The organism is Streptomyces sp. NPDC093097 (genome assembly GCF_044754325.1).
In the GTDB taxonomy this organism is placed as follows: Bacteria; Actinomycetota; Actinomycetes; order Streptomycetales; family Streptomycetaceae; genus Streptomyces.
On the sequence record NZ_JBIVOW010000001.1, the window covers coordinates 571,828 to 597,698 of the forward strand.

Annotated in this window: 26 protein-coding genes; 7 read left to right on the forward strand and 19 right to left on the reverse strand. The window is 72.6% G+C overall.

Annotation, left to right across the window (positions count from 1 at the left end):
* Window positions 1-59 precede the first annotated feature (59 nt).
* From ACIQE0_RS02340 to ACIQE0_RS02360, 5 genes are all read right to left on the reverse strand, one after another.
* Window positions 60-710 (reverse strand): class I SAM-dependent methyltransferase, encoded by a 651-nt coding sequence (locus tag ACIQE0_RS02340; protein ID WP_366332980.1) that lies wholly within the window; start codon window positions 708-710, stop codon window positions 60-62.
* Window positions 711-811: 101 nt separating this feature from the next.
* The gene (locus ACIQE0_RS02345) at window positions 812-1,297 is read right to left on the reverse strand and encodes a DUF5709 domain-containing protein (protein ID WP_366332978.1); all 486 of its coding nucleotides are present in this window, start codon (window positions 1,295-1,297) and stop codon (window positions 812-814) included.
* An 87-nt stretch (window positions 1,298-1,384) separates the two neighbouring features.
* Window positions 1,385-1,801 (reverse strand): DUF2795 domain-containing protein, encoded by a 417-nt coding sequence (locus tag ACIQE0_RS02350; RefSeq protein WP_366332976.1) that lies wholly within the window; start codon window positions 1,799-1,801, stop codon window positions 1,385-1,387.
* Between the two features lie 169 nt (window positions 1,802-1,970).
* Window positions 1,971-3,401: an MFS transporter gene (locus ACIQE0_RS02355; protein ID WP_402328456.1), complete on the reverse strand. Its 1,431-nt coding sequence runs from the start codon at window positions 3,399-3,401 to the stop codon at window positions 1,971-1,973.
* Complete coding sequence (locus ACIQE0_RS02360) at window positions 3,398-4,345, reverse strand: nucleoside hydrolase (RefSeq protein ID WP_366332972.1); 948 nt, start codon at window positions 4,343-4,345, stop codon at window positions 3,398-3,400. The genes ACIQE0_RS02355 and ACIQE0_RS02360 overlap by 4 nt, the downstream gene beginning before the upstream one ends.
* A 289-nt stretch (window positions 4,346-4,634) precedes the next feature.
* Here ACIQE0_RS02360 and ACIQE0_RS02365 point away from each other — a divergent pair, with 289 nt between their 5' ends.
* From ACIQE0_RS02365 to ACIQE0_RS02375, 3 genes are all read left to right on the forward strand, one after another.
* Entirely contained in the window at window positions 4,635-5,654 is a 1,020-nt protein-coding gene (locus tag ACIQE0_RS02365) for a LacI family DNA-binding transcriptional regulator (protein ID WP_366332970.1), read from the forward strand.
* 104 nt (window positions 5,655-5,758) lie between these two features.
* Complete coding sequence (locus ACIQE0_RS02370; RefSeq protein ID WP_366332968.1) at window positions 5,759-6,274, forward strand: lytic polysaccharide monooxygenase auxiliary activity family 9 protein; 516 nt, start codon at window positions 5,759-5,761, stop codon at window positions 6,272-6,274.
* Window positions 6,275-6,463: 189 nt separating this feature from the next.
* Window positions 6,464-7,411 carry a hypothetical protein gene (locus ACIQE0_RS02375; protein WP_366332966.1) on the forward strand — a complete coding sequence of 316 codons (948 nt, stop codon included), beginning with the start codon at window positions 6,464-6,466 and terminating at the stop codon, window positions 7,409-7,411.
* 202 nt (window positions 7,412-7,613) lie between these two features.
* Here ACIQE0_RS02375 and ACIQE0_RS02380 read toward each other — a convergent pair whose 3' ends face one another.
* From ACIQE0_RS02380 to ACIQE0_RS02395, 4 genes are all read right to left on the reverse strand, one after another.
* Window positions 7,614-8,018: a DUF779 domain-containing protein gene (locus ACIQE0_RS02380; protein ID WP_366332964.1), complete on the reverse strand. Its 405-nt coding sequence runs from the start codon at window positions 8,016-8,018 to the stop codon at window positions 7,614-7,616.
* Between the two features lie 107 nt (window positions 8,019-8,125).
* Window positions 8,126-9,064, reverse strand: a complete 939-nt coding sequence (locus ACIQE0_RS02385; RefSeq protein WP_402328460.1) for an aminoglycoside phosphotransferase family protein — start codon at window positions 9,062-9,064, stop codon at window positions 8,126-8,128.
* Between the two features lie 387 nt (window positions 9,065-9,451).
* Window positions 9,452-10,171: an HAD family phosphatase gene (locus ACIQE0_RS02390; RefSeq protein ID WP_366332960.1), complete on the reverse strand. Its 720-nt coding sequence runs from the start codon at window positions 10,169-10,171 to the stop codon at window positions 9,452-9,454.
* Between the two features lie 229 nt (window positions 10,172-10,400).
* The gene (locus ACIQE0_RS02395) at window positions 10,401-11,321 is read right to left on the reverse strand and encodes a ScbA/BarX family gamma-butyrolactone biosynthesis protein (protein ID WP_402328462.1); all 921 of its coding nucleotides are present in this window, start codon (window positions 11,319-11,321) and stop codon (window positions 10,401-10,403) included.
* Window positions 11,322-11,420: 99 nt separating this feature from the next.
* Here ACIQE0_RS02395 and ACIQE0_RS02400 point away from each other — a divergent pair, with 99 nt between their 5' ends.
* The gene (locus tag ACIQE0_RS02400) at window positions 11,421-12,080 is read left to right on the forward strand and encodes a ScbR family autoregulator-binding transcription factor (protein WP_384104263.1); all 660 of its coding nucleotides are present in this window, start codon (window positions 11,421-11,423) and stop codon (window positions 12,078-12,080) included.
* Between the two features lie 39 nt (window positions 12,081-12,119).
* On the opposite strand, the gene polX is transcribed toward ACIQE0_RS02400, so the two are convergent.
* From polX to ACIQE0_RS02415, 3 genes are read right to left on the reverse strand one after another with little or no spacing between them, the layout of a single operon-like run.
* Window positions 12,120-13,856: a DNA polymerase/3'-5' exonuclease PolX gene (polX, locus tag ACIQE0_RS02405; protein WP_402328464.1), complete on the reverse strand. Its 1,737-nt coding sequence runs from the start codon at window positions 13,854-13,856 to the stop codon at window positions 12,120-12,122.
* A gap of 57 nt (window positions 13,857-13,913) precedes the next feature.
* Window positions 13,914-14,564, reverse strand: coding sequence for a response regulator (locus ACIQE0_RS02410; RefSeq protein WP_402328642.1), 651 nt, complete (start codon window positions 14,562-14,564; stop codon window positions 13,914-13,916).
* The gene (locus tag ACIQE0_RS02415; protein ID WP_402328466.1) at window positions 14,561-15,706 is read right to left on the reverse strand and encodes a sensor histidine kinase; all 1,146 of its coding nucleotides are present in this window, start codon (window positions 15,704-15,706) and stop codon (window positions 14,561-14,563) included. Before ACIQE0_RS02415 ends, ACIQE0_RS02410 begins: the two co-directional genes overlap by 4 nt.
* Window positions 15,707-15,838: 132 nt before the next feature.
* Between ACIQE0_RS02415 and ACIQE0_RS02420 the strand changes: the two genes are divergently transcribed.
* Genes ACIQE0_RS02420 through rutA form a run of 3 tightly spaced genes read left to right on the forward strand, consistent with a single transcriptional unit; the run spans window position 15,839 to window position 18,469 of the window.
* Window positions 15,839-16,564, forward strand: a complete 726-nt coding sequence (locus ACIQE0_RS02420; RefSeq protein ID WP_402328468.1) for a class I SAM-dependent methyltransferase — start codon at window positions 15,839-15,841, stop codon at window positions 16,562-16,564.
* Complete coding sequence (locus ACIQE0_RS02425) at window positions 16,561-17,355, forward strand: DedA family protein (protein WP_366332948.1); 795 nt, start codon at window positions 16,561-16,563, stop codon at window positions 17,353-17,355. The genes ACIQE0_RS02420 and ACIQE0_RS02425 overlap by 4 nt, the downstream gene beginning before the upstream one ends.
* Window positions 17,356-17,380: 25 nt before the next feature.
* Complete coding sequence (gene rutA, locus ACIQE0_RS02430) at window positions 17,381-18,469, forward strand: pyrimidine utilization protein A (protein ID WP_402328470.1); 1,089 nt, start codon at window positions 17,381-17,383, stop codon at window positions 18,467-18,469.
* 54 nt (window positions 18,470-18,523) lie between these two features.
* On the opposite strand, the gene ACIQE0_RS02435 is transcribed toward rutA, so the two are convergent.
* The 7 genes from ACIQE0_RS02435 to ACIQE0_RS02465 form a co-directional block, all read right to left on the reverse strand.
* The gene (locus ACIQE0_RS02435; RefSeq protein WP_402328472.1) at window positions 18,524-19,243 is read right to left on the reverse strand and encodes a VC0807 family protein; all 720 of its coding nucleotides are present in this window, start codon (window positions 19,241-19,243) and stop codon (window positions 18,524-18,526) included.
* Window positions 19,240-19,884, reverse strand: coding sequence for a TetR family transcriptional regulator (locus ACIQE0_RS02440; protein WP_402328474.1), 645 nt, complete (start codon window positions 19,882-19,884; stop codon window positions 19,240-19,242). The genes ACIQE0_RS02435 and ACIQE0_RS02440 overlap by 4 nt, the downstream gene beginning before the upstream one ends.
* Before the next feature lie 90 nt (window positions 19,885-19,974).
* Complete coding sequence (locus tag ACIQE0_RS02445) at window positions 19,975-20,157, reverse strand: hypothetical protein (protein ID WP_402328476.1); 183 nt, start codon at window positions 20,155-20,157, stop codon at window positions 19,975-19,977.
* Window positions 20,158-20,424: 267 nt separating this feature from the next.
* Window positions 20,425-22,710 (reverse strand): PQQ-binding-like beta-propeller repeat protein, encoded by a 2,286-nt coding sequence (locus ACIQE0_RS02450; protein WP_402328478.1) that lies wholly within the window; start codon window positions 22,708-22,710, stop codon window positions 20,425-20,427.
* 488 nt (window positions 22,711-23,198) lie between these two features.
* Window positions 23,199-23,723, reverse strand: coding sequence for a hypothetical protein (locus tag ACIQE0_RS02455; protein ID WP_402328480.1), 525 nt, complete (start codon window positions 23,721-23,723; stop codon window positions 23,199-23,201).
* Window positions 23,720-25,171: an ATP-binding protein gene (locus ACIQE0_RS02460; protein ID WP_402328482.1), complete on the reverse strand. Its 1,452-nt coding sequence runs from the start codon at window positions 25,169-25,171 to the stop codon at window positions 23,720-23,722. The genes ACIQE0_RS02455 and ACIQE0_RS02460 overlap by 4 nt, the downstream gene beginning before the upstream one ends.
* A complete protein-coding gene (locus ACIQE0_RS02465; protein ID WP_366332933.1) occupies window positions 25,168-25,848 on the reverse strand; it encodes a response regulator transcription factor in 681 nt (226 codons plus the stop codon). Before ACIQE0_RS02465 ends, ACIQE0_RS02460 begins: the two co-directional genes overlap by 4 nt.
* Between the last annotated feature and the right edge of the window lie 23 nt (window positions 25,849-25,871).

Below are 25,871 nucleotides of genomic sequence, written 5' to 3' on the forward strand. Positions count from 1 at the left end.
CGTCCCCGGTGGCCGACGGACCACCGCCCGCCACCGGGGACGAAGCGGCCCCAGCGCCCCTACCGGCCCCGGCGCCGCACCTTCAGCGTCGCGTCCGTCCGCTCCACCTGCTGCCCGTCGGGGCCGGTCTGCGTCCGGGGGGACTCCTCGCTGAGCTGCACCTCCCACTCCTCCTCGGGGAGCGCGAGGGCCGCCAGCACCTCCGCCGGCGTCGGGAACCGCTCCACGGGTTGCTCGTGGCCGTGCTCCCACGGGGGCGTTCCGGCGTGCCCGACGATCAGCAGCACCCCGCCGGGCGCCACCGCCGCCGTGGCGGCCCGCAGGATCTTCTCCCGGAAGATCTCCCCCGGGTTGTGCAGGAAGTGGGCCGACACCAGGTCGAAGGCGCCCTCGGGGAACGAGGCCGCCAGGTCGCGCCGCTGCCAGTCGACGCGGTCGGCGACCCCGGCCGCCGCCGCGTGCTGCGCGGCCCGTCCCAGTGCCACCCCCGACACGTCGACCGCGGTGACCCGCCAGCCCTGCCCGGCCAGCCAGATCGCGTCCGCGCCCTCGCCGCAGCCCAGGTCCAGCGCCGTCCCCGGGGCCCGGTCACCGACCTCACGGACCAGGACGGCGTTGGGATTGCCGCTCCATATGCGGTCGCGCTCGGCGTACCGGGCGTCCCAGAACTCCTCGTCAGGGACCGTGCCGCTGCCGCTGCCGTGCGTCATGGATGTGTTCTCCTCTTCATCCGGTCACGGCGAAGCCTCGGCCCTTCCGGGCCGAGGCGGCAAATGCCGTTGCCGATTCGGCAACACGTGCCCGGGGCGCCCTAGATCTCGCCCTCCACCGCCCCGCCGCCCACGTCATGGGCGATGTGCACCGCGGCCTCCTCCGCGGACGCCGCACCCCCGTCGATGCCGACGTCGCGGGCGACGATGTCGTTGCTGCCGCCGCCGCGCCAGAAGCCCTCGTCGAAGGCGACGATCCGTCCGGCCCGCTCCTCGCCGACCTGGTCGTCGTAGGGCTCGCCGGCGCCGCCCGGCAGGTCGCCGATGCCGTCGCCGTCCGGTGTGCTCACATCCGGCAGTTCGAGGGAGAGCCGGTGGGCCAGGGACTCGCGGTCGCGCTGCTCCTGCGCGGTGGTGCCCTCGTGGTTCACCACGAACGGGCGCTCCGGCGGTGAGTAGCCGGTGTCCAACGACTCGTCCATCCCCGGCTCGTCCAGGGCGTCCTCCATGTCGAGGTCGTTGGGGTTGTCCTGCGGATCGGATCTGGGCGGCTGGTAGACCTCGTCGCCCATGGCGTCGTCGGACATCGCCGCCCTCCTCCTCTTCTCCGCCTCCGTGTGGGGTGGGGTGTGTGCTCTCAGTGGCCATTGTCCGCCACCGGGCGCTCCTCGGCCTCAGGAGCGCCGGTCCTCGGTGCCCAGCCCGAGCGACTCGGCGATGCCCTGCACATTGCCGTACCGGTGGTGGGCGGGCAGCTGCTCGGCCATCGAGACCAGGCGGTCGGGGGCGTGGTTGCCGCGCAGGGTACGGATGATGTCGTTGCGCTCGGCCGGGTAGACGCTGCGGCCGAGGTACTGCGCCAGTTCGGAGCGCAGCCCGACGTCGCGCTCGGACATGCCGTGCGGGGTGCCGCCGCGGTAGACGGTCTCCGGCGACGGTGCCGCCACCGGCTGGTCCTCGCCGGCCGGCTCCATCTCGCGGTTCTCGTCCGTGCGCAGTGAGCGGTCCACCGTCATCTGGCCCCGAAGCTGCTTCTTCATCATGTCGTCCCGGGCGGGACCGGTCTTGTCCATACCGTGTTCCATGACCATCGCTGCCTCCGTTGCCTCCTGTTCCAGTCTCCCTTTTCCCTCCGGGGTGACAACACGGCGGCGGCGCGGTAGAGCGGGGACCGGCATCCGGCCCGGAACACGCGACCGCCCGCCGCCCCGGGTCTCCGGGTGCGGCGGGCGGTCGGTGTGCGGCCCGCGCGGTCGGTCCTTACGCCTCGGCGGCCACCGGCTTGGGGATCAGGAACGACGTCGCGATGGCGAGTGCCAGGATCACCACACCGGCGATCATGCCCGCGGTGTAGCCGCCGGCGGAGGCGGCGTCGGCGGGCGTCAGCGCGGTCTTCACCGCGTACAGCGCCGCGAAGCTGAGCCCCGCGCCGAGGTTGAAGGCACCCGCGTTCAGACCGGGCAGGAAGCCGGGGTTCTCACCGGGGGAGAGGACGATGCCCAGCCCGTTGAGGACGATGTTGGCCACGCCGGCGTAGGTGATGCCCACCAGCAGCGAGCACACCAGCAGCAGTACGTGCGAGTGGCTCTGCATCGTCAGCAGCATCAGCACCACCGAACCCACGGCCCCCACGAGACCGAATCGCAGGATCCGGCCGTAGCCGAAGGTCGCGGCGAGCCGGCCGGCCAGCGGGCCCATGGCCAGTCCCGCGAGCGCGTACGGCGACAGCGTCCACCAGGCGGACTGCTCGGCCGACATCCCCAGGCCCGCCTGGGCGTCCTGGGCGAAGGCCGGGATCAGGCCGTTCATCACGGCGAACACGCCGGTCATGGTCAGCACCGTGGTCAGCAGCAGCGACCAGGTGGCCCGTTGCCTGAGGTGGTGGGTGGCGACCAGCGGGTGCCCGCTGGTGTTCTCGGTCCGCCAGAACAGCGCGAACGCGGCGGCGGCCAGGACGATCAGCCCCGCGATCAGCGGCCAGTTGGCGGCGGCCAGCTTGCCGGCCTCGTTCAGCGCGATCAGCAGTGCGCCGACCGAGACGACCAGCAGTGCCACCCCGGCCCAGTCCATCCGGCCGGTCGTCGGCGCCTTGGACTCCGGGGTCAGGAGGGCCACCAGGCCCGTGGCCACGGCCGCGACGACCGCCATCGCCCAGAAGACCGACGCGAAGCCGTAGTGGTCGGAGAGGTAGCCGCCGGCCAGCGAATCGACGCCGGCGATACCGCCGTTGACCGCGGTGATGACGCCCAGCAGGGTGCCGTACCTCTTGGGTTCCCGGACCTCGACCCGCAGCATGATCAGGCACAGCGGGACGACCGGCCCGCTCACGCCCTGGATGATCCGCCCGGCGAACAGCATCGGGACGCTGGTCGCCAGTGCGGCGACCACGCAGCCCACGGCCATCAGCGCGAGCATGCCGGTCAGCACCCGGCGCCGCCCGAGGACGTCGCCCAGCCGCGGCAGGAACAGCGAGAACAGCGCCGCGGAGGTGAAGAAGGCGGTCTGGGTCATGCCGATCTCGGCGGAGCTGGCACCGAGGGAGTCCTCGATGTTCTTCAGCGCCGGGCTGAGCATGCTGGCGTTGAGCTGGAAGGCGAAGCAGGCCGCCAGCAGCGCCGTGACCAGCACGCCGATGCGGACGCCCGATCCGCCGGAGACCCCGGTGGGACGCGGGGCGGTGGAGACATTCATGCGCGGCCTTCGCCGATCCGCTCAAGGGCGTCCACCACGAGGTTCCAGAACCGCTCGTGGTCGAGCTTGACCGCGACCTGGGTGTGGCAGTCGGCCGGGGCCGGCGCACGGAAGTCGGTCACGGTCATGCCGAGGGTCAGCGCGCCGCGCAGCTCGATGTCGACCGGTGCCTTGCGGACGGTCATCACGTCCGGGTCGATGACGTAGGCCACCGCGCACGGGTCGTGGACCGGCGGGAACTCGAAACCCTGGTTCTCGCGGTAGGCCTCGCGGAAGAAGTCCAGCAGCTCCAGGACGAACCGGGCCGGCTTGGTGCCGACCGCGGCGATCTTCGCCTCGACCTCGGGGGTGGCCAGCGCCTGGTGGGTGAGGTCCAGGCCGACCATGGTGACCGGCCACTTCTCGTTGAAGACGATGTGCGCGGCCTCGGGGTCGATGATGATGTTGAACTCGGCGACCGCGCTCCAGTTGCCCTCGTGGTAGCCGCCGCCCATCAGGACGACCTCGCGCACCCGCTCGGCGATCCGCGGCTCCTTGCGCACGGCCATGGCGATGTTGGTCAGCCCGGCCGTGGGGACGATGGTGATCTCGCCCGGCTCATGGGACATCACAGTGTCGATGATCAGGTCGACGGCGTGCCGGCGGTCCACCTCGAAGGCGGGCTCGGGGAGTTCGGGGCCGTCGAGACCGGTCTCGCCGTGGATCTCGGGGGCGGTCTCGATCGAGCGGACCAGCGGACGGGGGTTGCCCGCGGCGAACGGCACACCGGTGATCCCGGCGATCGTCGCGACCGACAGCGCGTTGCGGGTCACCTTCTCCAGCGTCTGGTTCCCGACCACGGTCGTCACGGCGACCAGTTCGATGTCGGGATTGCCGTGGGCCAGGAGCATGGCGATCGCGTCGTCGTGCCCCGGGTCGCAGTCGAGGATGATCTTTCTGGCCAACGGAAGAGCCCCTTTGCTCTGCGGAATCGTGAAGCGGGTGAACTCGATCTCCGGGGTGCGTCGTGACGGGGCGCTACCTAGGGAAAACGTTCTCCGGAAATTTCGCTCATGCCTGGGGAGATGTCAATGAATCGTCACGAAGTGTGAGCCAGGCGACCTGTCCGCCTGCTGGTGGAACAGGGCACGGAACTGATACGTCTGAGCACGGGTGGTGATAACGATTGCCGCCGACGTCCGGGACGAGGGCGCCCGCGCGACCGGGGTCCCGTAGTGGAAGGGCACAACTTCCGTGGCCGAAGTGACCTTGCGGGACGTCGCACGGGCGGCGGGCTGCTCCGTTGCCACCGTCTCCCGCGTCCTGGCCGGCACCCGCCCGGTCGGCGCCGAGACCGCCCGCACCGTACGGGCGGCGGCCGACCGCCTGGGCTACCGCCCCAACGAGGTCGCCCGCGCGCTGCGCAGCCGTTCCACCGGCACCGTCGGCCTGGTCCTCCCGCAGATCACCAACCCGTTCTTCCCCTCCCTCGTCCGGGAGTTGGAGCACGCCCTGCACGCCGAGGGGCGGGCCGTACTGCTGGCCGACTGCGACGACGATCCGGAGACCGAAGCGGCCCGGATCGCCGCGCTGTTGGGCCGCCGGGTCGATGCGCTGCTGCTGATCCCGGTGGACGAGCGGCGCAGTCGGGAGGCGGTGGCCGCCGCCGCGGCGCGGGTGCCGCTGGTGCTGCTGGACCGCGGCTGCGGGCCCGGCGCCGCCGACTCGGTGGCCGTCGACAACGCGGCCGGGATGGCCCAGGTCCTGGCGCACCTGGCCGCCACCGGCCGCCGTCGCCCCTGCTTCATCGGCGCCGCCGGCACGGCCTCCGCGGCGGCCGAACGGCGCGCGGCCTATGTGGCGGGCGCGGCCGCGCTCGACCCCGGCGCGCCGGAGCGCGCGGCGCTCGGCGACTTCTCCGTGGAGTGGGGCCGGGCCGCGGTCGACCGGCTCTGGCCCGCCCGCCCCGACGCCGTGGTGTGCGCCAACGACCTGATCGCGGCCGGCGCCCTGCAACGCCTGCGCCAGCTCGGCGCCGACGTCCCCGGCGAGGTCGCGGTCACCGGCTTCGACGACATCCCGATGGCCGGCCTCGCCGACCCGGCGCTCACCACCGTGCGCCAGCCGGTGGCCGAACTCGCCGCCGAGGCGGCCCGGTTGCTCCTCGACCGCCCCACCGCGACCGCGGTCCCCGGTCCCCGCCGTCCGATCCGCACCGTCCGCCTCGTACCGGAACTGGTGGTCCGCGCGTCCAGCACACCGGTCGGCGCCTGAAACGGGCCGTTCGGCCCCTTGTCCGTACGCCGCCAGTACGTTAAGTCTAGACCAGTCACCTGTGCACCCTTGTGTCAACTACCCCCCTACGCGGAAGAGTTGAGATGGACAAGAAGAGAAGACTGGCCCTCGCCATAGGCGCCGGCATCGCCCCCCTCCTCGTGGTCACGCTGCCGGTCGGCTCGGCCAGTGCCCATGGGTATGTCTCCTCGCCGCCCAGTCGGCAGGCCCAGTGCGCGGCCGGCACCGTCGACTGCGGGCCCATCAAATGGGAGCCGCAGAGCGTCGAGGGGCCCAAGGGGCTGACGAGTTGTAGCGGCGGCAACAGCCAGTTCGCCGACCTCGACGACGAATCCAAGCCATGGAAGGTCACCCCGGTCAACAGCAGTCAGACCTTCACCTGGCGCTTCACGGCCCGTCACGCCACCGCCAACTGGCAGTACTTCGCCAACGGCAAGAAGGTCGCCGAGATCAACGGCCGCGGCACCCCGCCGCCGGCCGAGGTCTCCCACCAGGTGAACTTCGGCAACATCAAGGGCAAGCAGAAGATCCTCGCGGTCTGGAACATCGCCGACACCCCGAACGCCTTCTACGCCTGCATCGACGTCGACGTCCGGTAACCCCGACCCACCCTCCCCACTCAACCCGTCCCTTCCCTCCCGTCCCTCCCGTCACTCCCTTCTCCGCTCCTCGTCCCCACCGTCGCCCCGCGTCCCGTCCCGGCCGCGGGGCGACGCCGCTGTCAGAGGCACCCGTTACGATCGGCGCAATCAAGGGCCGATGCGGGTGGCCGCAGCCGGGAGGAAGCGATGGGTCTGTTCCGCCGGGGACCGAAACGGGATCCCCGCGACGTCGCACGCGACGAGGAGTTCGGCTTCTTCTCGGAGCGGGAGGGCCGCGTCTTTCGATCCCAGGTCCGGCAGGCGTTCGCCGAGCGCGGCCTGGAGGTCACCGCCTACGCCGGAGTGGTCACCGACTCCGCCGGCCGCCAGTTCGGCCTCGGCAATCTGGCCGCCGTCTGCCACCGCGACCGCCGCGGCGAGCGCAGTTGGCCCGCCCTCGTCCGCGACCACGTCGGCAAGGTGCTGCGCACCATGGACGGTCCGCAGCCGCTGGAGATCCTCTCCCACGACGAGATCCGGGCCTGCCTCTACCCCCGGATTGTCGCCCAGGAGACCCTGCCCGCCTCCGACTCCTTCCGCTACGGCCGCGAGCCCGCCCCGGGGCTGCGCGAGGTGCTCGCCCTCGATCTGCCCGAGGCCGTCCAGATGCTCAGCGAGGACTCCCTCACCGACCTCGGGGACGTGGCCGAGCTGCGGATCCGGGCGATGAACAATCTGCGCGCCCTGCCGGTCGAGGGCCATGAGACGGTGCGCCGCGGCGACGGCTCGGCCTTCGAGGTGCTGCTGGGCGACTCCTTCTTCACCGCGAGCCGGGTGCTGGTCCTCGAAGACGTGGTCGAGCGGCTGTCGGGCGCCGCCCTCACCCGGGACGGCGCCCTGGTCGCGCTGCCCTTCCGCCATCAGTTGGCGTTCCACCGCATCCAGGACGCCCAGGTCATCCCGGCGCTCCAGGCCATGGCGCAGTTCGCGGCGGCCGGTCACGAGGACGCGGCGGGTGCGATCAGCCCCCGGGTGTTCTGGTGGCGCCGCGGGATGATGACCCCGCTCAGCGAACCGGACGGCGACGGTCTGCGGGTGGTGGTCGACGCGGAGTTCCAGGAGATGCTGGAGCGGCTGGTGCAGGACGAGTCGTAACGGCCCGCGCCGTCCGCCGCCCGCCGTGTGCCCGGATGCGGGCCCGGGCGTGCGCCCCGCGCAGAAATTTTCCGCGGAATCCTCATCGGCGGGGAACTCCGGCCGCCCGTTGCCCGTTGTTCCGTGTGAGGCCCCGCGCTGTCCCCCGTGCGCGGGGCCTCACCAGTGCCGCCGGGGCCGCCGCGCCGGCCCGTGCGCGGCCTCATCCACCGAGCTGCGCCCGCTCCTCGTCCGTGAACAGCCGCGAGCGGATCAGGAAGCGCACGCCCTCGGGCGCCTCCAGCGAGAAGCCGCTGCCCCGCCCCGGTACGACGTCCACCGTCAGATGGGTGTGCCGCCAGCGGGCGAACTGGTCAGCCGACATCCAGAAGCCCACCGGCTCGGGCACGCCGTCGACCGCCAACTCCGCCAGCAGCACGTCCGACGCGCCGGTGCGGAACTCCCCGGCCGGGTAGCACATGGGCGCGCTCCCGTCGCAGCAGCCGCCGGACTGGTGGAACATCAGCGGCCCGTGCTGTGCGTGCAGCGACCGCAGCAGCGCGGCGGCGGCGTCGGTGAGCGCGATCCGCGCGGCGCCCCGCGCCGGGCCGGTGCCCTGGTCGTCCATGTGTCGCCCCTTCCTCGGCCGGTCACGGCGGGCACTGCCCCCGCCGGGCGGGTCGGTGCCCGTCCGGCAGCATGGCAGAAGCCCACCGGGCTCCGGAACAAGGCCGTTCAACCGCCGTGTCGCATCCGGTGGTTGAGCAGTGCGGTGGCGATGGCCACCTGTTCCGGTGCGAGGGCGGTCTTGCCGTCCTCGAGGTCCCACAGGGCGTTCTGGAGGACCCGGCCGAGCGTCCAGGCCGCGGCCCGCTCCCGCTCCAGGCCGACCGCCTCGGTCAGCAGGTCGAAGCGGTGCAGCACCGCCCGCCGCACGTCACCGGTGGCCACCACCTCCTCCCACCGGTTGTCCAGGGCGGGCAGCAGCTCGAAGCCGGGGTCGCCGGCCAGTGGTTCGGGGTCGATGGCCAGCCAGGGCTCCCGCTCGCCGGCCAGCACGTTGTCGTAGTGCAGGTCCCAGTGGAGCAGGCGGTCGCCGCTCTCGCCGAGGAGTTCGGCGACGGCGGCCGCGCAGGTGCGCACCAGCCGCCGCTCCGCCGGGTCGCGGAGCGCGGGGACGGCCCGCGGGGTCTGCTCCACCATGGCGGCGGCGAGGTCCGCGAGCCGCCGCAGGCCCGCCGGGGCGGGCACCGCCACCAGTCGGGCCATCAGCCCGGCCAGGATCCGCAGCGCTTCGGTGTCGTCGGGCACCGTCGACAGCGGCCGGCCGGCGTCCAGTCGTTCCAACAGCTGGGTGGCGCCGGCGTCGTCGTGGTCGAGCAGCCGCACCACGCCGTCGCCCCGCCAGGCCCGCAGGCCGGCCGCGGTGCCGGCGGTCTCCGCCCGCGGCTGCTGGAGTTTGAGTGCGGCCGGTGTGCCGTCCGGCCGCCGCACCGGCAGGACGAGCGAAGCCATGCCGTAACGGGCGGGGCCGTCGGGCCGTAGCGCCCAGCGGTCGAGGAACTCCGCTCCCAGCGCCGGCAGCGTGGCGAGCCAGGCACGCTCCGCGGCGCCGTGCGCGCCGTAGGAGGCCGCGAACGCCTCGGGAACGTCGATCAGGGCCGAGGTGGCCATCAGGGGTTTCTCCTTCGTGGATCCGGATCCGGGATGCGGTGCGGGAACGAAGGAGGTGGTGGGGGAGCCCGTGCTCCGGGCCGGCGTCACAGCATGCTCCCAGCCTAACCCGGCCGGTCCCGGCCCGGGTTGTGCCGCAGGCACGCCCTGCCGCGGGCCCCGCTCGGCGCGACGGCGCGGACGGCCGGCCGGTCGGGGCCGGCCGAGGAGCACCGCGCCCGGAGGCGCTGCCGGTGCTCGACGGCCGACGGGAACCGGTCGTGGACGGTGCGGAGGTGCCGGTGCGTCCGGGGAGCGGCACCGGGTGGCGGCGGGCGCCCGGCCCGCACCCGCCGCCCTGTCGGACGCGCCGCCGCGGCGGCGTAACGTTCGTGCGAGGGACGGCGGTTACGGTGTGCCGTGCCGCGCTCCGCGGGGCCCGCTGCCCTGGGCGGGGATGCGTGCGCCCGCCCAGCCCTGCACGGCCGGCTCCTGGAGCGAGTGCACCCACCAGTCGGCCATCGCGGTCTCCGGTCCGGAGGGCCGGGGGCCGACGCCGATCACCCGCAGTCCGGCCGCCGCCGCGGCCTGGATGCCGCAGTGCGAGTCCTCGACGGCGAGTGCCTTGGCCGGCTCGACCCCGCAGAGCCGGGCCGCGGTGAGGTAGACGTCCGGATGGGGTTTGGGTCTCGTGGTGTCGTCGGGCACCACGATGTGGCCGAAGTACCGCCGCAGTCCGGCGAAGTCCAGGCAGGACTCGACGACCTCCAGCGGGCAGTTGCTGGCCACGGCCAGCGGGGCGAACTGGGCGGCCGCCCGCACCAGTTCGGGGGCGCCGGGCATGGTCGTCGGGTTCGCCGCGACGAGCTCGCGGAAGCGGTCGAGCAGCGCCGCGGTCAACTCCTCGGTCAGGTCGGGCCGTCCGACGGACTCGGCCATCAACCGGCCGCAGGCGGTGTAGTGCAGCCCCCGGGCCTTCTCCGCGAAGTCCGGGGCGGGGGCGTAGCCGTATGCGCGCAGGACCGCGTCACGGGCGTCCACCCAGTGGCGTTCGGTGTCCATCAACGTGCCGTCGCAGTCGAAGACGACGGCGGCGGGGGTCCAGGAAAGGATGCGATGTGCTGTCATCCGAGGTTCCGTTCCGGTGGGCCCGGAGGGCGGCGAAGTGACCGGTCGCCTCTGAGGCGTGACTGTGTCGGTGCACGGCCGCGGCAGCGGGCTGAGGGGTCCCGACCGGGGGTGTGGCTCCCGCGCACGGGAGATCCAGGCGCGCTCCGCGTCGGAAAATAACGATCGTTACGTTACGGAGGGCAATGCGGCAGGGTCAATAGATCGATAAATGTCCATATTTTATGCCCTATGCGTAACGGAGGATGCCGTAGGCCGTTGGTGTGCCGCCCTGGACGATGCGGAACGCGCACGTCGAGTGGTGCCGGGTGCACAGCACGCGCGCGGACGGCGCGAGTTCGGTGAACCGCACGGCCTTCAGGCGCCCGGCGCGCGGGCGCGCCAGCGCGCCGCCGCTGCGGTACGCGACGGCCTGCCGGGCGGCCTCCAGGAGCACCATCCCGGGCACATGGTCGCTGGGGTGGTCGAAGAGGAACGGGTGCAGCGGGTCGGCCGGCGCCACCAGCAGCCCGTCGCCGTCCTCGGCGAGGACCGCGTCCTGGGGGTGGTTCACGGTCAGCGCGGCGGCGTCCGGGCGGTGTGCCGGGGGCGGGGGCGTGGACGGAACCGCGCCGTCCGTGCCCCGGGCCCGCAGTGCGGCGTAGTACGTCCCGTCGACGAACCGCACGCCACCGCCGCCCTGGCCGAAAACCGCCCCGCCGGCGGCGAAGTCGACGTCCATGCGCAGCCCGGTGACGGTCCCGTCCCGGGTGCGCCGGACGCCGCCGACCCGGGCGCGGCAGGTGATCTCGGTGGCGCCGGGCCCGGCCGGCGGCTCGGCCTCCGGTGTGAGGCGGAAGTACAGGTCGGTGATGATGGCGTGGCAGGTCGCGGGGACCCGGTAGAACCGCAGTGGGACGTACAGCCCGAGCTGGCGCAGGGTCTCGACCAGGACCAGGGGGCTGTGCCGCTGCGATCCGTCGCGTGGGAAGGTCGTGTGGGCGCGCGGCCAGCAGGCCGCCGCCGCGAAGGTGTCCGCGGCGGGGGCCGGCCGGACGTCCGTGAGGAGGACCTCGGCCACCGAGGTTCGGTGCACCGACTCGCGCTCGACGGTCCGGGACCAACTGAGCGGTCCGCTTGCCCCGCCCGGGCCGGTAGGTGACGTCTTCATATGACCAGGGAATATCGAAATTCGAACACCCGCACCCGTTAATGGGGGGCCGTGGGGCGCGGTACATTTCCATCGGATGGCACCAGGACGACATCTGAGGTGTATGTGCAGATCCGGGCGAAGACGACGCGCAGGTTCCTTCTGGAAGCGGCCGCAACCTTGTTCGACGAGCGGGGATATGCCGGCACGAGCATCAGCGATATCAGCGCGCATTCCGGCCGCACCAGCGGCGCGATCTATTTCCATTTCGCGAGCAAGGAGAAGCTCGCCCTCGCCATCGTCGAGGAGCACTTCGCCACCTGGCCGCAGTTGATCAGCCGTTACCGGCAGCCCGGCGTACCGGCGTTGGAGAAACTCGTCGGGCTGAGCTTCGAGGTGGCGCGGGCGTTCCGGGACGACATCGTGGTCCGGGCCGGGGCCCGTCTCTGGGCGGAGCGCAAGGCGATCGAGACGCAGCTCCCGACGCCGTTCCTCGGCTGGATCGAGGCCGTCACCCAGCTGCTGGAGGAGGCCGGCCGCAACGGCGAACTCGCCGTCGGCGTGCCGCCCGCCCGTACCGCGCACGGCGTCGTCTGCGCCTTCTTCGGGCTGCACACCGTCTCCGACGCGCTGGAGGGGCGGCGGAACATCGAGGAGCATCTGGACGACCTGTGGCTGACGCTGCTCCGCGGGCTCCAGGCCGAGTCGGATCCCGCCGCGCTGCTCGACCGGGTGCACCGGCGGGCCCGGGGCGCGATGCCGACCCCTGAACCCGCATAGCTTTTCGGCCACTTGGGGCGGTGCCGTCGAGGGTGCCCGCTACGCCGGTTCCCGCCGCTTGGCGCGCAGGAAGCGGCGCAACGCGGTCAGCGGCCAGGCGTTGATGATGTCGTCCTTGGTGAGCCAGCCGCGCTGCGCCGTGCCCACGCCGTAGCGCAGATAGGGCAGATGCGTGGTGGCATGGGCGTCGGAGTTCACCGCGAATTTCACGCCGTGGCGCTTGGCGCGCAGGATGTCCTCGTCGCACAGATCCAGTCGCTCGGGATGGGCGTTGATTTCCAGTGCGGTGCCGGTGCGGGCGCAGGCTGCGAAAACCGCGTCGAAGTCCGCGTCGATTCCCGGGCGTTTGCCGATCAGCCGGGTGGTGGGATGGCCGATGATGGCGACGTACGGATTCTCGCAGGCGCGGATCAGACGGCGGGTGAGGGCCTGCCGGCTCTGGTGGAAATGCGAATGCACCGAGGCCACGCAGAGGTCGAATTCCGCCAGGAAGTCGTCGGGCCAGTCGACGCCGCCGTCCGGGCCGATGTTGAGTTCGGTGCCGTGCAGCAGCCGCATACCGCGGTGCCGGCGGTCCAGTGCCCGCACCGCGTCCCGCTGCGCCAGCATCTTCTCGTCGGTCATCCGCTGCATGGCGAGGTCGGGGGCGTGGTCGGTGACGGCGTAGTACGCATAGCCCCGGTCGGCGGCCGCGGCGACCATGTCCTCCAGTGAGGACAGGCCGTCGGTGAGGTCGGTGTGGGCGTGCAGATCGCCGCGGATGTCGTCCTGGGTCACCAGGTCCGGCAGCTCGCCGCGCTGTCCCGCGGCGACCTCACCGCGGTCCTCCCGCAACGGCGGCGCGATCCACGGCAGTCCGAGCCGGGCGTAGATCTCCTCCTCCGTCTCCGAGGCGACCAACTCCCCGCTCTCGCTGTCGAACAGCCCGTATTCGGACAGTTTGAGCCCGTCCCGCACCGCGATCGCGCGGGTCCGGATGTTGTGCGCCTTGGACCCGGTGAAGTACTGGAGCCCGGCGCCCCAGGAGGACGGCGGCAGTACGCGCAGATCCACCTGGAGGCCCTTGGTGGTGCGCACGGAGGTCTTCTTCTGGCCGTGCGCGATGACCTCGGCGGTGGACGGGAGCTCCGCCAGCGCCGTCATGAACGGCGCGGACCGCTCCGCCGCCACCAGGATGTCGACGTCCCCGATGGTCTCCCGCATCCGGCGCAGCGACCCGGCGTAGGTGCACCGCTCACATCCGGTGATCCGGGACAGCTCCCCGACGATCTGCTCGGCGACGTCCATCGCGGCGTTCAGCAGGATCCGCCCGCCGCCGGCCTGCTGGAGCAGCGAGATGCCGTGCAGGATGTTCTCCTCGGTCCTCTCGCCGAACCCCTTCAGGTCCCGCAGCCGCTCCTCGTGGACGGCGTCCAGCAGCTGGTCCACGGAGGTGATCCCGAGGTCCTCGTAGAGGACCAGGGCCTTCTTCGGCCCGAGGGTCGGGATGGCGATCAACTCCCGTACCCCCGCGGGGATCGCCGCCCGGGTCTCCTCGATCGCCGGCACGTGGCCCGAGCGCAGGTATTCCAGGACCTTCTCCGCGATCGACGCGCCGACGTGCGGAATCTCCCGGAGCCCCGTCGCGTCGAGCTTCGAGATGTCGGCGGAGTGGCCCCCGATGGCCCGGGCGGCCTTCTCGTACGCCCGGGCCTTGAAGGCGTCACCACCACTGATCGCGATGAGGTCGGCGTACTCCTGGAGCAGCGCCTCGACCTCCTCGTTGGCGCGGACCATGTCTCCAGCGTGCCTCCGGTGGGCCGGGGCGGCAGCCGGGCGCCCGTGCCGTCCGCTTCAGGGGGTGCGGCCGGCGTCCCGGGCGATGAGCGCGGCCTGTACGCGGTTGGTGACGCCCAGCGCGGTGAGGATGCGGCTGACGTGGGCCTTGACGGTGCTCTCCCGCATGCCGAGGCGGGCCGCGATGTCGGCGTTGGCGGCGCCGCCGGCGAGCAGGGTCAGCACCTCGCGTTCGCGCGGTGTGAGGCGGCCGAGGCGGGCCCGGGCGGCGGTCGCCTGCGGGCGGCCGGTGGCGTGGTAGCGATCGATCACGCGGCGGGCCGCGGCGGGGTGGAGCATGGCGGAGCCGGCGGCGACGAGATGGACGGCGCGCAGGATCTCGGCCGGTTCGGCGTCCTTGAGCAGGAAGCCGTCGGCCCCGGCGGCGAGGGCGTCGTAGACGTAGGTGTCGAGGTCGAAGGTGGTCAGGGTGATCACCTTCGGCGGGTGGGGCAGGGCGCGCAGCCGGGCGGTGGCGGTGATGCCGTCCATGCGCGGCATCCGGACGTCGACCAGTGCGACGTCGACGCGGTGGGCGGTGGCCCGCTCGATGGCCTGGAGGCCGTCGGACGCCTGGGCGACGACCTCGATGCCGGGGTCGCTGTCGAGGAGGTCGGTCAGGCCCAGGCGGACCAGGGCGTCGTCGTCGACGATCATGGAGCGGATCAGGTGCGGGCGCCGTTCTGCTCGCTGCCGGGCGGATGGGGGATCCGGGCGGTCAGCCGCCAGGAGCCGGACCCGTCGGGCCCGGCGTGCAGCTCGCCGCCGAGCGCGGCGACGCGCTCGCGCAGGCCGATGAGCCCGAAGCCGGAGGCGACGGTGTCCGCGCTCCGGGCGCCGGGGGCGTTGCCGACCTCGACGGTGGTGGCGGGCGGCCGGTAGTCGACGCGGAGGGTCACCGGGGCGCCGCCGGCGTGCTTGCGGGCGTTGGTCAGCGCCTCCTGGACCAGGCGGTGGACGGCCAGACGGTGGGCGACGGGCGCCTGTCGGAGCCGGCCGTCCAGGTGCGCCTCGACCCGCTGCCCGGCGGCGCGGGCCTGGGCGACCAGGTCGGCCACCTCGCGCAGGACGGGCGCCGGGGCGGTGGCGGCCGGGGCGGCGTCCGGGTCGCGGAGGGCGCCGAGCACGTCCCGCAGGTCGGCCAGCGCCTCGGTGGAGGCGGTACGCAGCAGGGTCAGGCGCCGGCCGACCTGGTCGGGCAGGCCGTCCGCCCGGGTGGTCAGGACGCCGGTGTGCAGGGCGATCAGGCTCAGGCGGTGGGCCAGCACATCGTGCATCTCCGCGGCGATCCGGGACCGTTCGGCGGTGCGGGCCGCCACCTCGCGCAACTCCCGCTCGATCCGCAGGTGTTCGACCTGGGTGGTGAGCGCCCGCACCAGGCGGCGCCGGTTGCCCATCCACGACCCGCCCACCACGGCCAGCAGCAGGAACAGACTGGAGCCGTACTGCTGCGGGGTCCACAGCGAGAACTCCGGATCGGTGAGGAGGTTGGCGCCGAGCACCGCGGCGCAGGCGCCCACCGCGATCCGGGCGCGGCGCCGCGCGGCCAGGTCGAACAGGGCCACGAGCAGCAGCGGCATCGTCGGCCACCCCCACCAGGCCGTCGCCGCGGTGGTCAGGAGCGGGGCGACGGGCCACGGCAACCGCCCTACCAGCAGCGCGACTCCGCACAGCACGCCCACCGCCGGGCCCAGCGACAGATACCGGCCGCCGGCGGCCGAGGCGCCGTTCTGCACGGTGACGAGGGTCAGCGTCACCACCAGGCCGCGGCGCCCGTACACCGCCCAGCGCGGGTTCTCTCGCCGGCTCATGCCCAGAAGCCTAAGTGGCCCTCATGCCACGGGACTTCCGACGTTCGGACAGACCGACCCCCTCCTTTCGTCGGTACCGCCGTCGTCCAACGGCGGGTCCGCCGGGCCGCCGACGTTCCTAGCGTCGGCCTCATGAACTCCCGGACCTCCTGGTACGACCGTGACCCGCACCTCCCACACCCCGCCGAACGCTGGGCGTTCCTCGTCGAAGCGGTCCGCGACATGCGCACCACCGGTGCCGTCGCACCCAGCGGGCGGGCCCTGGCCGACGCGCTGACCGGCCCGGTGCGCGCCCGGGCGCCGCGGCCGCTGACCGTCCTGGAGGCGGGGGCCGGTACCGGAGCGGTCACCCGCGTCCTCTTCCCCCAACTGCCCCCGGGCAGCCGCCTGGACGTCATCGACGCCAACCCCCGCTTCGCCGGCCGGCTCCGGCACCTGGTCGCGGCCCGGGCGCGGCGCGCCGAACCGGCCGCGCGGGTCCGTGTCGACGTCCACCACACCCGCGTCGAGCAGCTGGCCACCGACCGGCGCTACGACGTCATCGTCTCCGGCCTGCCGCTGACCAACTTCACGCCCGGGCAGGTGCGCACGATCATGGACCGCTATCTGGAACTCCTGCGCCCCGGCGGCGTCCTGACCTACTTCGCCTACCTGGGCACCCGTCCCGCCCGCACCCTGCTCGCCCCGCCCGCGACGGCGCGACGGCACCGGGCGGTCGACGCGGTCATGGACGCCGACCGGCGCCGCTGCCCCACGTCCTGCCGGACCGTCTGGGGCAACCTGCCCCCGGCGCGGGTCTGGCAGCTCCAACGCCCCCTTCCCGCCTCGCGGCCCACCGAGGTCGGGGCCGGCCGGTGACCGACCTGACCGACGCCCTCGGCCAGATCCCCGCCGCCGCCGCGTACGCCACGCTCGCCGCGGCCGTGCTGGCCGAATCGGTGCTGCTGGTCGGCGCGTTCGTGCCCACCCTCAGTCTGCTCCTCACCGCCGGGGCGCTGGCCCGCGCCGGTCACCTGAACCTCCTCCTCGTCATCGCCGTGGCCGCCTGTGCCGTGCCGGTCGGCGACTTCCTCGCCCACCGCACCGGGCGCCTGCTCGCCGACCGGCTGCGCGCCGGCCGCGCCGGCCGCCGCGTGCCCGCTGCCGCCTGGCGGCGGGCCGAGGCGCTGATGTGCCGCCGCGGGGGCCGGGCGGCCTTCCTGGCCCGCTTCGTTCCCGTGCTCCGCACACTGCTGCCGCACCTCGCCGGCGCCACCCGGCTGCCCTACCGCCGCCTCGCCCCCTACAGCGCCCTCGCCGCCCCGCTGTGGGCCACCGCCGAGGCCGGCACCGGCTACGCGGCCGCCCCCGTGCTCCGCCACGCCCTCACCCTCGCCGGACCCGTGCTCGCCGCGGTGGCGCTCGCGGCCGCCGGAATCGCGGTGGTCGCGCTGACGGTGCGCCGCCACGCCCGGCGCCGCCACCGCGCGGGCGCCTGCGGAGCCCCGTCGGCCGCCACACCCGTGCACCCGGCCAACTCCCCGCGCTCCGGCGCGAATCCGCCGCCCACCGCACGTGACGCCGTGAGAGACACCACGCCGTGCGGTGCCGCGGTGTACGACGCCGCCGCCCGGGCAGAGGTCCGATCACGGACGGGAGGCCCGGTGTGACTCCCGCGGTCTGTCGAGGAGCAGCATGGACATCGGTGTCTTCCTTCCCATCGGCAACAACGGCTGGCTCATCTCGAAGGGTTCGCCGCAGTACATGCCGACCTTCGAGCTGAACAAGGCCGTGGTGCAGAAGGCCGAGGAGCACGGGTTCGACTTCGCCCTGTCGATGATCAAACTCAAGGGCTTCGGCGGCGAGACGGAGTTCTGGGACCACTGCCTGGAATCGTTCACGCTGATGGCCGGGCTGGCCGCCGTCACGGAGCGGATCAGGCTGTACGCCTCCACCCCGATCCTCACCCTGCCGCCGGCGATCGTCGCGCGCATGGCCGTCACGATCGACGCCATCGCCCCCGGACGGTCCGGCGTCAACATCGTCACCGGCTGGGCCCCCGGCGAGTACACGCAGATGGGACTGTGGCCCGGGGACGAGCACTTCGGCAACCGCTATGCCCGGGCCGCCGAGTACGTCACCGTGCTGAAGCAGCTGTGGAGCGAGGGCGTCAGCGACTTCAAGGGCGAGTTCTACACGATGGACGGCTGTGTGCTGTCCCCGCGGCCGGCGAACGGCCATATCGACATCGTGGCCGCGGGGCAGAGCCGCAGCGGTATGCGGTTCGCCGCCGAGCACGCCGACTACAACTTCCTTCTGGGCAGCGGGGTCAACACCCCGCTGGCCTTCGCCGACACCACCGCGGCGCTGGCGGACGCGACCGGGGAAACCGGCCGCGACGTCGGCGCGTTGCCGCTGTTCATGGTCATCGCGGACGAGACCGACGAGGCCGCCCGCGCGAAGTGGCAGCACTACCACGACCACGCCGACCTCGCGGCGCTGGCGTACATGGCGGGGGAGACGGCCACCGACAGCACGTCCGACGGCTCCTCCACCGCCCGGACCATCGCACTGCCCGAGGGCGCCGTGAACTTCAACATGGGCACCCTCGTCGGTTCGTACGCGACCGTCGCGACGATGCTCGACGAGATCGCCGGGGTCCCCGGCACCCGGGGGATCATGCTGGTCTTCGACGACTTCCTCGAAGGAGTCGAGGACTTCGGCACGCGCATCCAGCCGCTGATGCGGTGCCGGTCGGCGAGGCCGGCCGCCCAGGGCGGGTGACGGTGGCGAGGACGTCGCCGTCCACGGCTCCACGGCTTCCCCCTCCCGCGGTGGCTACAGCTTCATGCCGTGTCGGGTGAGGTACCAGTTGTGCCACGTCAGCAGCCCGCCGAGCAGCGCCAGCCAGAGCACCGTGCTGGTGAGCGGGAAGGCGTCCACCGGGATCATGTACGCCAGCACCACCCGCAGCACCGCGTCGAGCAGGAAGACCGCGCCCCACACCGCCGTGACCAGCCGCAGATGGTGACGGAACGTCGGTTCCGCGTCCCACCGCGCCTCCCACTCGACCAGCCCGGCCTCGCCGACCTTGGCGATGACGATGCCGCGCGAGGCCGTCATGATGAACGGCCGCCGGGTGAGCAGCGTGCCGAGCACCCAGAGCCCGATCGCGGCGGTCAGCCAACTGTCCCGGATCATCAGCACCCGCGGGCTGCCGCTGACCAGGGAGAGCAGCGTGCCGACCACCACCAGGCTCAGCGAGAACACCGCCATCGCCTCCACGCGCCGCCGTCGCACGATGCCGTAACCGATCCACGGCAGCAACAGCAGTCCGCCCGCCACCATCGAGAGCCACTGGCCGGCGCCGGCCGCACGCAGTCCGTAGTACGAGCCGAGCGGGAGGACGAGCTCGAAGAGCAGCTGCGCGGCGAGCCGCCGGCGCAGCGCCGCGGTGCGGTTGCCGGCGGTCGTCGCCGCGGCCGCCGGTGCGGTGTCGGTCCCCGGTGCTGTCTGGTGCGTTGCCATGGTGGATACCCCCGTGTCCGCTGTGGTCATGACGTGCTTCTGGTGGCCCGGTCGAACAGGTCGGCCAACTCCCGGCCGGCGGCCCGTACGTCGAGCTCGGGATCGTGGGCGGCGCGGCGCACCACGTCGTCGATGGCGGCGCGGATCGCCCGCATCATCACCCACGGGTCGAAGTCGCGGAACTCGCCCGCGCGTTGGGCCTTGCGGAGCTGCTCGACCTGGACGACGAGGTTCGCCTCCGTGGTGTGGAGGAAGGCGACCATGCCCGGTTCGCCGCCGCGGAGGTTGGAGAGGATCTCGGTGATCGCCGTGAGGTGCCTCGGGTACTCCGCGAACAGGTCGAGGTTGCCCTCGATGGAGGCGCGCAGGCGCGCCGCGTAGCTCTCATGGGCCTCGATGCGGGGACGGATGTAGCTGTCCGCGAGCCGTATCACCTCGGTGACGACCTCGCGTATCAGGTCGTCCCGCCCGTCGAAGTGGTACGAGATCATCCCCGTGCTGCTCAGCCCCGCCCGCTCCGCGATCTTCGCGAACGAGGCCCGGTGGTAGCCGACTTCTGCGATGACCTCGATCGCCGCGCCGACGATCTGGGCCCGGCGACCCGTCTCCGTGAACGAGGGCTTGGCCTTGCGCCCCGCGGTTTGCTTGGTCGTACTGTCTTTTGCTTGCACGAGCAAGACGATAGAGGGGTTTGCTCGGCCGAGCAAGAGGGATGTGGACAACTGCCGATGCGAGGGCGGGGTGTTGGGGTGCGGACCGCGTCAGCCTGCGGCGGCCTTGTACTTCCTCCGCAGCAGGAACAGGGCCACCGCCACGCCGATGGTCACGGTGCCGGTGCCGGTGCCGGTGCCGGTGCTGACTCTGACGGCGATCTGTCGGCCGCCTTCGAAGGCGAAGCCGGTGGAGGCGGCGGCATCCGCCGGCCGTACCCCGGTGGCGAGCAACCGCCGCGTCTCGCGCAGTCGCAGAAGGCGCTGGTGGCCGCCGGGCGGCAGGCCGAAACCGCTACCTGGCCGTGGGCGCCGCCGCGGCGCCCTTGTGCTGCTCGTGGGAGCAGTGGTCGCCGTGGCGCGAGGAAAGTCCGTCAGGAAAGCGGAAGTCGGCGGGGAGGAGGAGCCGTCGGAGCCGGTTCGGACGGCTTCCGCGTAAGTCGGGCGCGGGGCGCCTGACCGGTGGAAGACCGGGCCAGGCGCCCCTTCTCGGCCTCCGGGTCAGCCCGCCTTCGGCGGCTTCTGCGCGTCGATGGCGAAGAGAGTGTTCTTGGCCGCGGCCACGATCACCGCACGCCCCGCAAGCGTCACGCGCGGGCTTGCGCCCTGCTCGCCCGTCAGGCCGTCGGCCTGCGGATCTGTTGTCCACAGGGATTTGCCGTCGTCGGGCGACAGCGCGACCACCCGGCCGGTGGCCGAGCTGAAATACAGTGCGTCGGCTCCCGCGACGGGACCCGACGCGCCCTCCACGCCGGTCTGCCGCGACCACTTCTTCCGGCCGGTCGCGGGGTCGAGCGCGGTGATGAGACCGGTCTGCCCGCTCACGTAGACGGCGCCGCCCGCCATGCCGGGCGTCCCCGCGTAGGTCGTGGCCAGCCGGGAGTACGTGACCTTCCGCGAGGCCGGGTCGACCTGCGCCACTCCGTCGTAGCCGGCCAACTGCGTTCCCTCCATGTGTATGTGCAGGAGTACGAGCCTGCCGTCGGCGACGCCCATCGGCACGGCGGGGCCGTCGACCGCGATGGGCCTGCCCAGTGCCCCCGAGGAACGGTCGACCGGGTGCAGGGTGGGGTGGCGCACCGCGAAGGCGTCCACCTCCGTACGCGTCGCGCACATGGCGAAGAGCTGTGGGCCCACCGGGACGGGAGCGCACTGCGTACCCGCGGGGAACGGCGACTTCCAGGTGACCTGGCCGCTGTGCGCGTCGCGGGCCTCGAAGCGGGAGTTGGCGGCGTCGACCGTCACGACGGTGGAGCCGACCACGACGGCGTCCTGAGTCCGACCCGTGACGGCCTGCGACTCGGCTCCGGACGGTACGGACCACAGCTCCCGGCCGTTGTTCGCGTCGACGGCCACCACCTCGCTGCGAGGGTCCTGCGGGGCGTTCTGGGCGGCGAAGCGGTAACCGAGCACCGTGTCGTCGGTGGCGCCCACCAGGTGCATGCCCTGGACGGGGACGCCGGGGCTCTTCGCTGTCCACACCCGCGAGCCGTCCCCGGCCCTGATACGGGTCGCGACGACGCTGCCGCCCCCGCAGAACAGCGCGTCGCCGTGTGCGACGCACCGCAGCTCGTCGGGGGTGTCCGGGCGACCGCCCGGCACGGTCTCGTGCCACGGCTTGAAGCCGTCCGGAAGTGCGGCACCCGGCGCCGCAAGGCTGTTGCCCTTGTCGCCGCTGTTCCCCCCGAAGCCGCCCGTCTTCAGTGCGGCGACTCCTCCGCCGATCGCTGCCACCGTGACCGCGACCGCGAGCACGGGACGCCATCGGCGACGCGGACGGCGGCCGACGGGGGTGCCGGCGCTCCCCGTATCGGCACCGGCCGGGGCAGTGGTCGGGGCGGTCGGCGCCGGGGCTGCCGCCGCCGGAGTGGCCGGCATCGGGATGGCCGGCGCTGGGGTGTCCGGCGTTGCGAAGTGATGCTGGGTGATCATGTCGCGGGTGCGGCCCGCGCCGACTCCCGTCGCGCCGATCGCGCCGAGGTCGGCCGGCAGGTCCCGCAGCAGCACGAGGAGTTCGTCCGCCGAGGGGCGCCCGTCGGGCTCCTTGGCCAGGCACGACTCGACGACCGTGCGCAAGGCCACCGGCACGTCGTCCAGCGACGGTTCCTCGTGCACCACCTGATACGCGGCGATGTAGGGGCTGTCCGCGTCGAAGGGCCCGTGGCCCGTCGCCGCGTACGCCAGCAGCGTCCCCAACGAGAAGACATCGGACCGCGGCCCCACATCACGCGGCGCCTGCAACTGCTCCGGCGACATGAAGGGCGGCGTACCGATGACCCGCCCTGTGATCGTCAGCGTCTGCTGGTCCGCGGCGCGCGAAATGCCGAAGTCGATGACGCGTGGGCCCTCGGGCGAGAGCACGACGTTCGAGGGCTTCAGGTCACGGTGGACGACCCCCACCCGGTGGATGTCCCGCAGCGCCTCCGCCAGCCCGATGGCGAGCCTCCTCAGCTCCGCTCCGCTCAGCGGGCCGTTCGTGGCGATGTGCCGGGCGAGCGTGTGCCCCTGGATATAGGTCGTCGCCATCCACGGCTGCTCGGCCTCAGGAGCGGCGTCGACCACGGCGGCGGTGAACGCGCCGCTCACCCGCCTCGCCGCCGCCACCTCCTGCCGGAAGCGGATGCGGAACTCGTCGTCCGCCGCGAACTGCGGGTGGATCAGTTTGATCGCGACAGGTCGCCCCGAACTCGTACGGGCCAGGAAGACCGTGCCCATGCCTCCCGAGCCGAGCCGCGCCTCCAGTGGATAGCCGCCGATCTCGGCTGGATCACCTCCGCGCAGCGACACTCTTCCCAACCTCCCGTCCCCCGTGTACCTCTGCCATCACGGGCCTGCGTACCTGTACTGCACACAAACTAGTCGCACGGCAGTACAGCAGAGCAAAGCGGGGGACGCACAGGGACCCCGGGCTCCTCCCGTGCCGCACACGACGAAACCCCGCCAACAGGACGGCGGATCCCAGGGGTTGTGGCAACGGCGTGGCCGGTTGATTGGGCCGCGGGCGGGTCGGACAGGCACTCTGCTGGGGTCTCCCAGCCGAGCGTTCCGCGGGGACGGCCGCGGACGGCCGTCGAGTCCGGCGGCGACGGCGCCGGGGCGCCTGACGTGCAAAGGCCAGGTGCCTTTCCCGGGCCCCTAGGGCGTGTCGTCAAACTGGCGTCTGCCGTGCGGCGCCCTGGATCTCCGCGTGCGCGCGGGCTGTCGCGGGCGGCAGTTGGTCCTCTCCTCGCCACCGAGGCTCACAGGAACAACTTCCTGGCCACGGGTACGGGGGCTCACTCAGGAGAACTCACGGGATGTCGCACGGCGTAGTCGGAGCAGTGGGCGGCCGGGGCGGTGTGGCCCGTGCCGGTCAGTTCCACCAGTGCTGTGGCGGACGCCGTGCACGTGAGCTGTCCGAGTGCGAGAGGGGGGAGTGTGGTCGGGTCGTAGGGGAGGGTGACGCGCAGCCGCCCGGGGGCGTCCGGGGTGGCGGTCACCTTGGCCAAGGCAGCTTCCAAGGTGCCGGTCAGGGGCGGTAGTGCGCTGGTCAGGCCCTGCTTGTGGTCTTCGGGTGAGGGGCCGGTGAGGAGGTCGCGGACGGCTTCGGTGGGTGAGGTGATGCTGGCGGCGGAGCGCTCGGCGGGGTGCAGTCTTCTGTCTTTGAGGAAAAAGACGGCGGTGCCTGCCGCGATTCCGGTGGCGGGCTCGCCGGCCCCCATGGGCTTGGACGCGTCGATCGCCGGGCCGGTGCCGCAGCTTGTGAGGCCGAGGAGGAGCACAGGGAGGACAGGGCGAAGGAGGCGGCTGCTTTGTGTCATGTGCCGTCTCCTGTCGCGGGGGTGCGTGGGAATTCCGCGGTGAAGACTGCTCCGCCGTGCGGGCCGTTGGCTGCGGTCAGGGTGCCGCCGTGCAGGCGGGTGTTCTCCCAGGCGATGGCGAGGCCGAGGCCGCTGCCCTCGGAACGTGCCCGGGCCTGGTCGGCTTTGAAGAAGCGGTCGAAGAGATGTGCGGTGGTCTCGGGGGACAGCCCGCCGCCGTGGTCGGTGACGCTGATCCGTACGCGATCCTCGTTGCCCTCGGATGCGGTCACCCGGACGGTCACGGGCGGCGCTCCGTGGCGCAGGGCGTTGCCGATGAGGTTGGCCATGACGACGTCGAGGCGGCGGGGGTCCAGGCGCGCGGTGACGGCGGGTTCGGGGAGGTCGGTGGAGACTTCGTCCTGCCAGCCGCGGGCGCGTAGGCAGGCGCGTACGGCTTCGGCCACGTCGATGTCGCAGGCGATCAGGGTGTTGGCGCCGGCGTCGAAGCGGGAGATTTCCATCAGGTCGTCGACGAGCCGGGCGAGGCGGTCGGCTTCGGTGGTGACCAGGCGGGCCGCCCGGCTTATGTCCGGTCGGAGGGTGTCGGCGCTGTCGTCGAGGACGTCGCTGACGGCGACCATCGTGGCGACGGGTGTCCGTAGTTCGTGGGAGACGTCGGCTGCGAAGCGGCGGGCGGAGGCTTCCATTCTGCGGAGTTCGCCGACCGTGGTCTCCAGTGCGGCGGTCGATTCGTTGAACGCCTTGGTGAGGTCGGCCAGTTCGTCGTTTCCGGTGACCTTGATACGGCTGGTGAGATCGCCGTCGGCCATGCGGCGGGCGCCGTGCTGGAGTCGGCGTACGGGGCGCAGTACGCCGCGGGCCGCGAGCAGCGCGGGCGGCACGGCGAGGACGAGCGCGGGGATCGCGCCGTACTGGGCGGCGACCCACACGGCGGCCTTCGCGTCGTTGAGGAAGCGCAGTGGGGTGGCTCCGTAGACCACGATGCCGGAGGGTTGTCCGCTGTCGGCGAAGGTGATCGGGGTGCCGGCCGTGAGCCAGGGGGCGCCGTCCTGGGTGACGCGCTGGAAGGTCAGTTCCTGGTTGGCGGTGACATCACGGCGGAGGGTTTCGGGGATGGCGGGGCCGCCCTGGGCCGAGGTCACGGATCGGGTGCCGTAGGAGACGGTGATGATCCGGAAGCCGCTGCCGGAGGCAATTTTTCCGGCGAAGGCGGTGAGCTGGGCGCGGGTGGGCGGGTAGGGCAGGTCGTCGGCGAACGTGGTGGTCGCGCCCCGCAGGCTGTTGAGGAGGGTGTCCTGTCCGGTCCGGAGGATCGAGATGTGCGCCTGGTAGTAGGTGAATCCCGCCGTCGCCACCACGCTGATGGCCGCGACCAGCAGGTATCCGGCGATCAGTCGGCCCCGCAGCCCGAACGACAGGCGCTTGAGCAGAGAGGGGCGCTTCACAGCGGTCCGAAGCGGTAGCCGAAGCCGCGCGCCGTCTGTATGTAGCGGGCGGATGTCGGATCGTCCTCGATCTTCGTACGGAGCCGGGCGATGCCGGAGTCCACCAGGCGTACGTCGGTCGACGGGTCGTGGCCCCATACCGTTTCGAGCAGTTCCTGCCGGGCGAACACGCGGCCGGGGTCCGCCGACAGGTGCAGCAGCAGGCGTAGTTCCAGCGGCGTGAGGGCGACGGGGTGTCCGTTCTTGGTGATGCTGAGACCGGAGCGGTCCACGGTGAGCTCCCCGTAGATCTCGGTGGCTGTGGTCGCGGGTGAGGGGTCCTGCCCGCGCAGGACTGCGCGGATACGGGCATCGAGGACCCGGCCGCGTACGGGCTTGACCACGTAGTCGTCCGCGCCCGCGTCGAGGCCGCGCACGATGTCGGAGTCGTCACCACGGGCCGTGAGCATGATGACGGGCACTGGCCAGGAGGCGCGGATGCGGCGGCAGACTTCGAAACCGTCGGTGTCCGGCAGCATCAGGTCGAGGACGACCAGGTCGGTGCGCATGGTCCGCAGCGCCGTGAGACCCGCGTGGCCGGACGCAGCGGCGTGGACCCGGTGCCCCTGGTGCTCCAGGGCCAGCTGAAGGCCGTCGCGCAGGGACTGGTCGTCCTCGATGAGCAGAATCCGTGGCATAAGGAAATTATGGCTACCTCTGC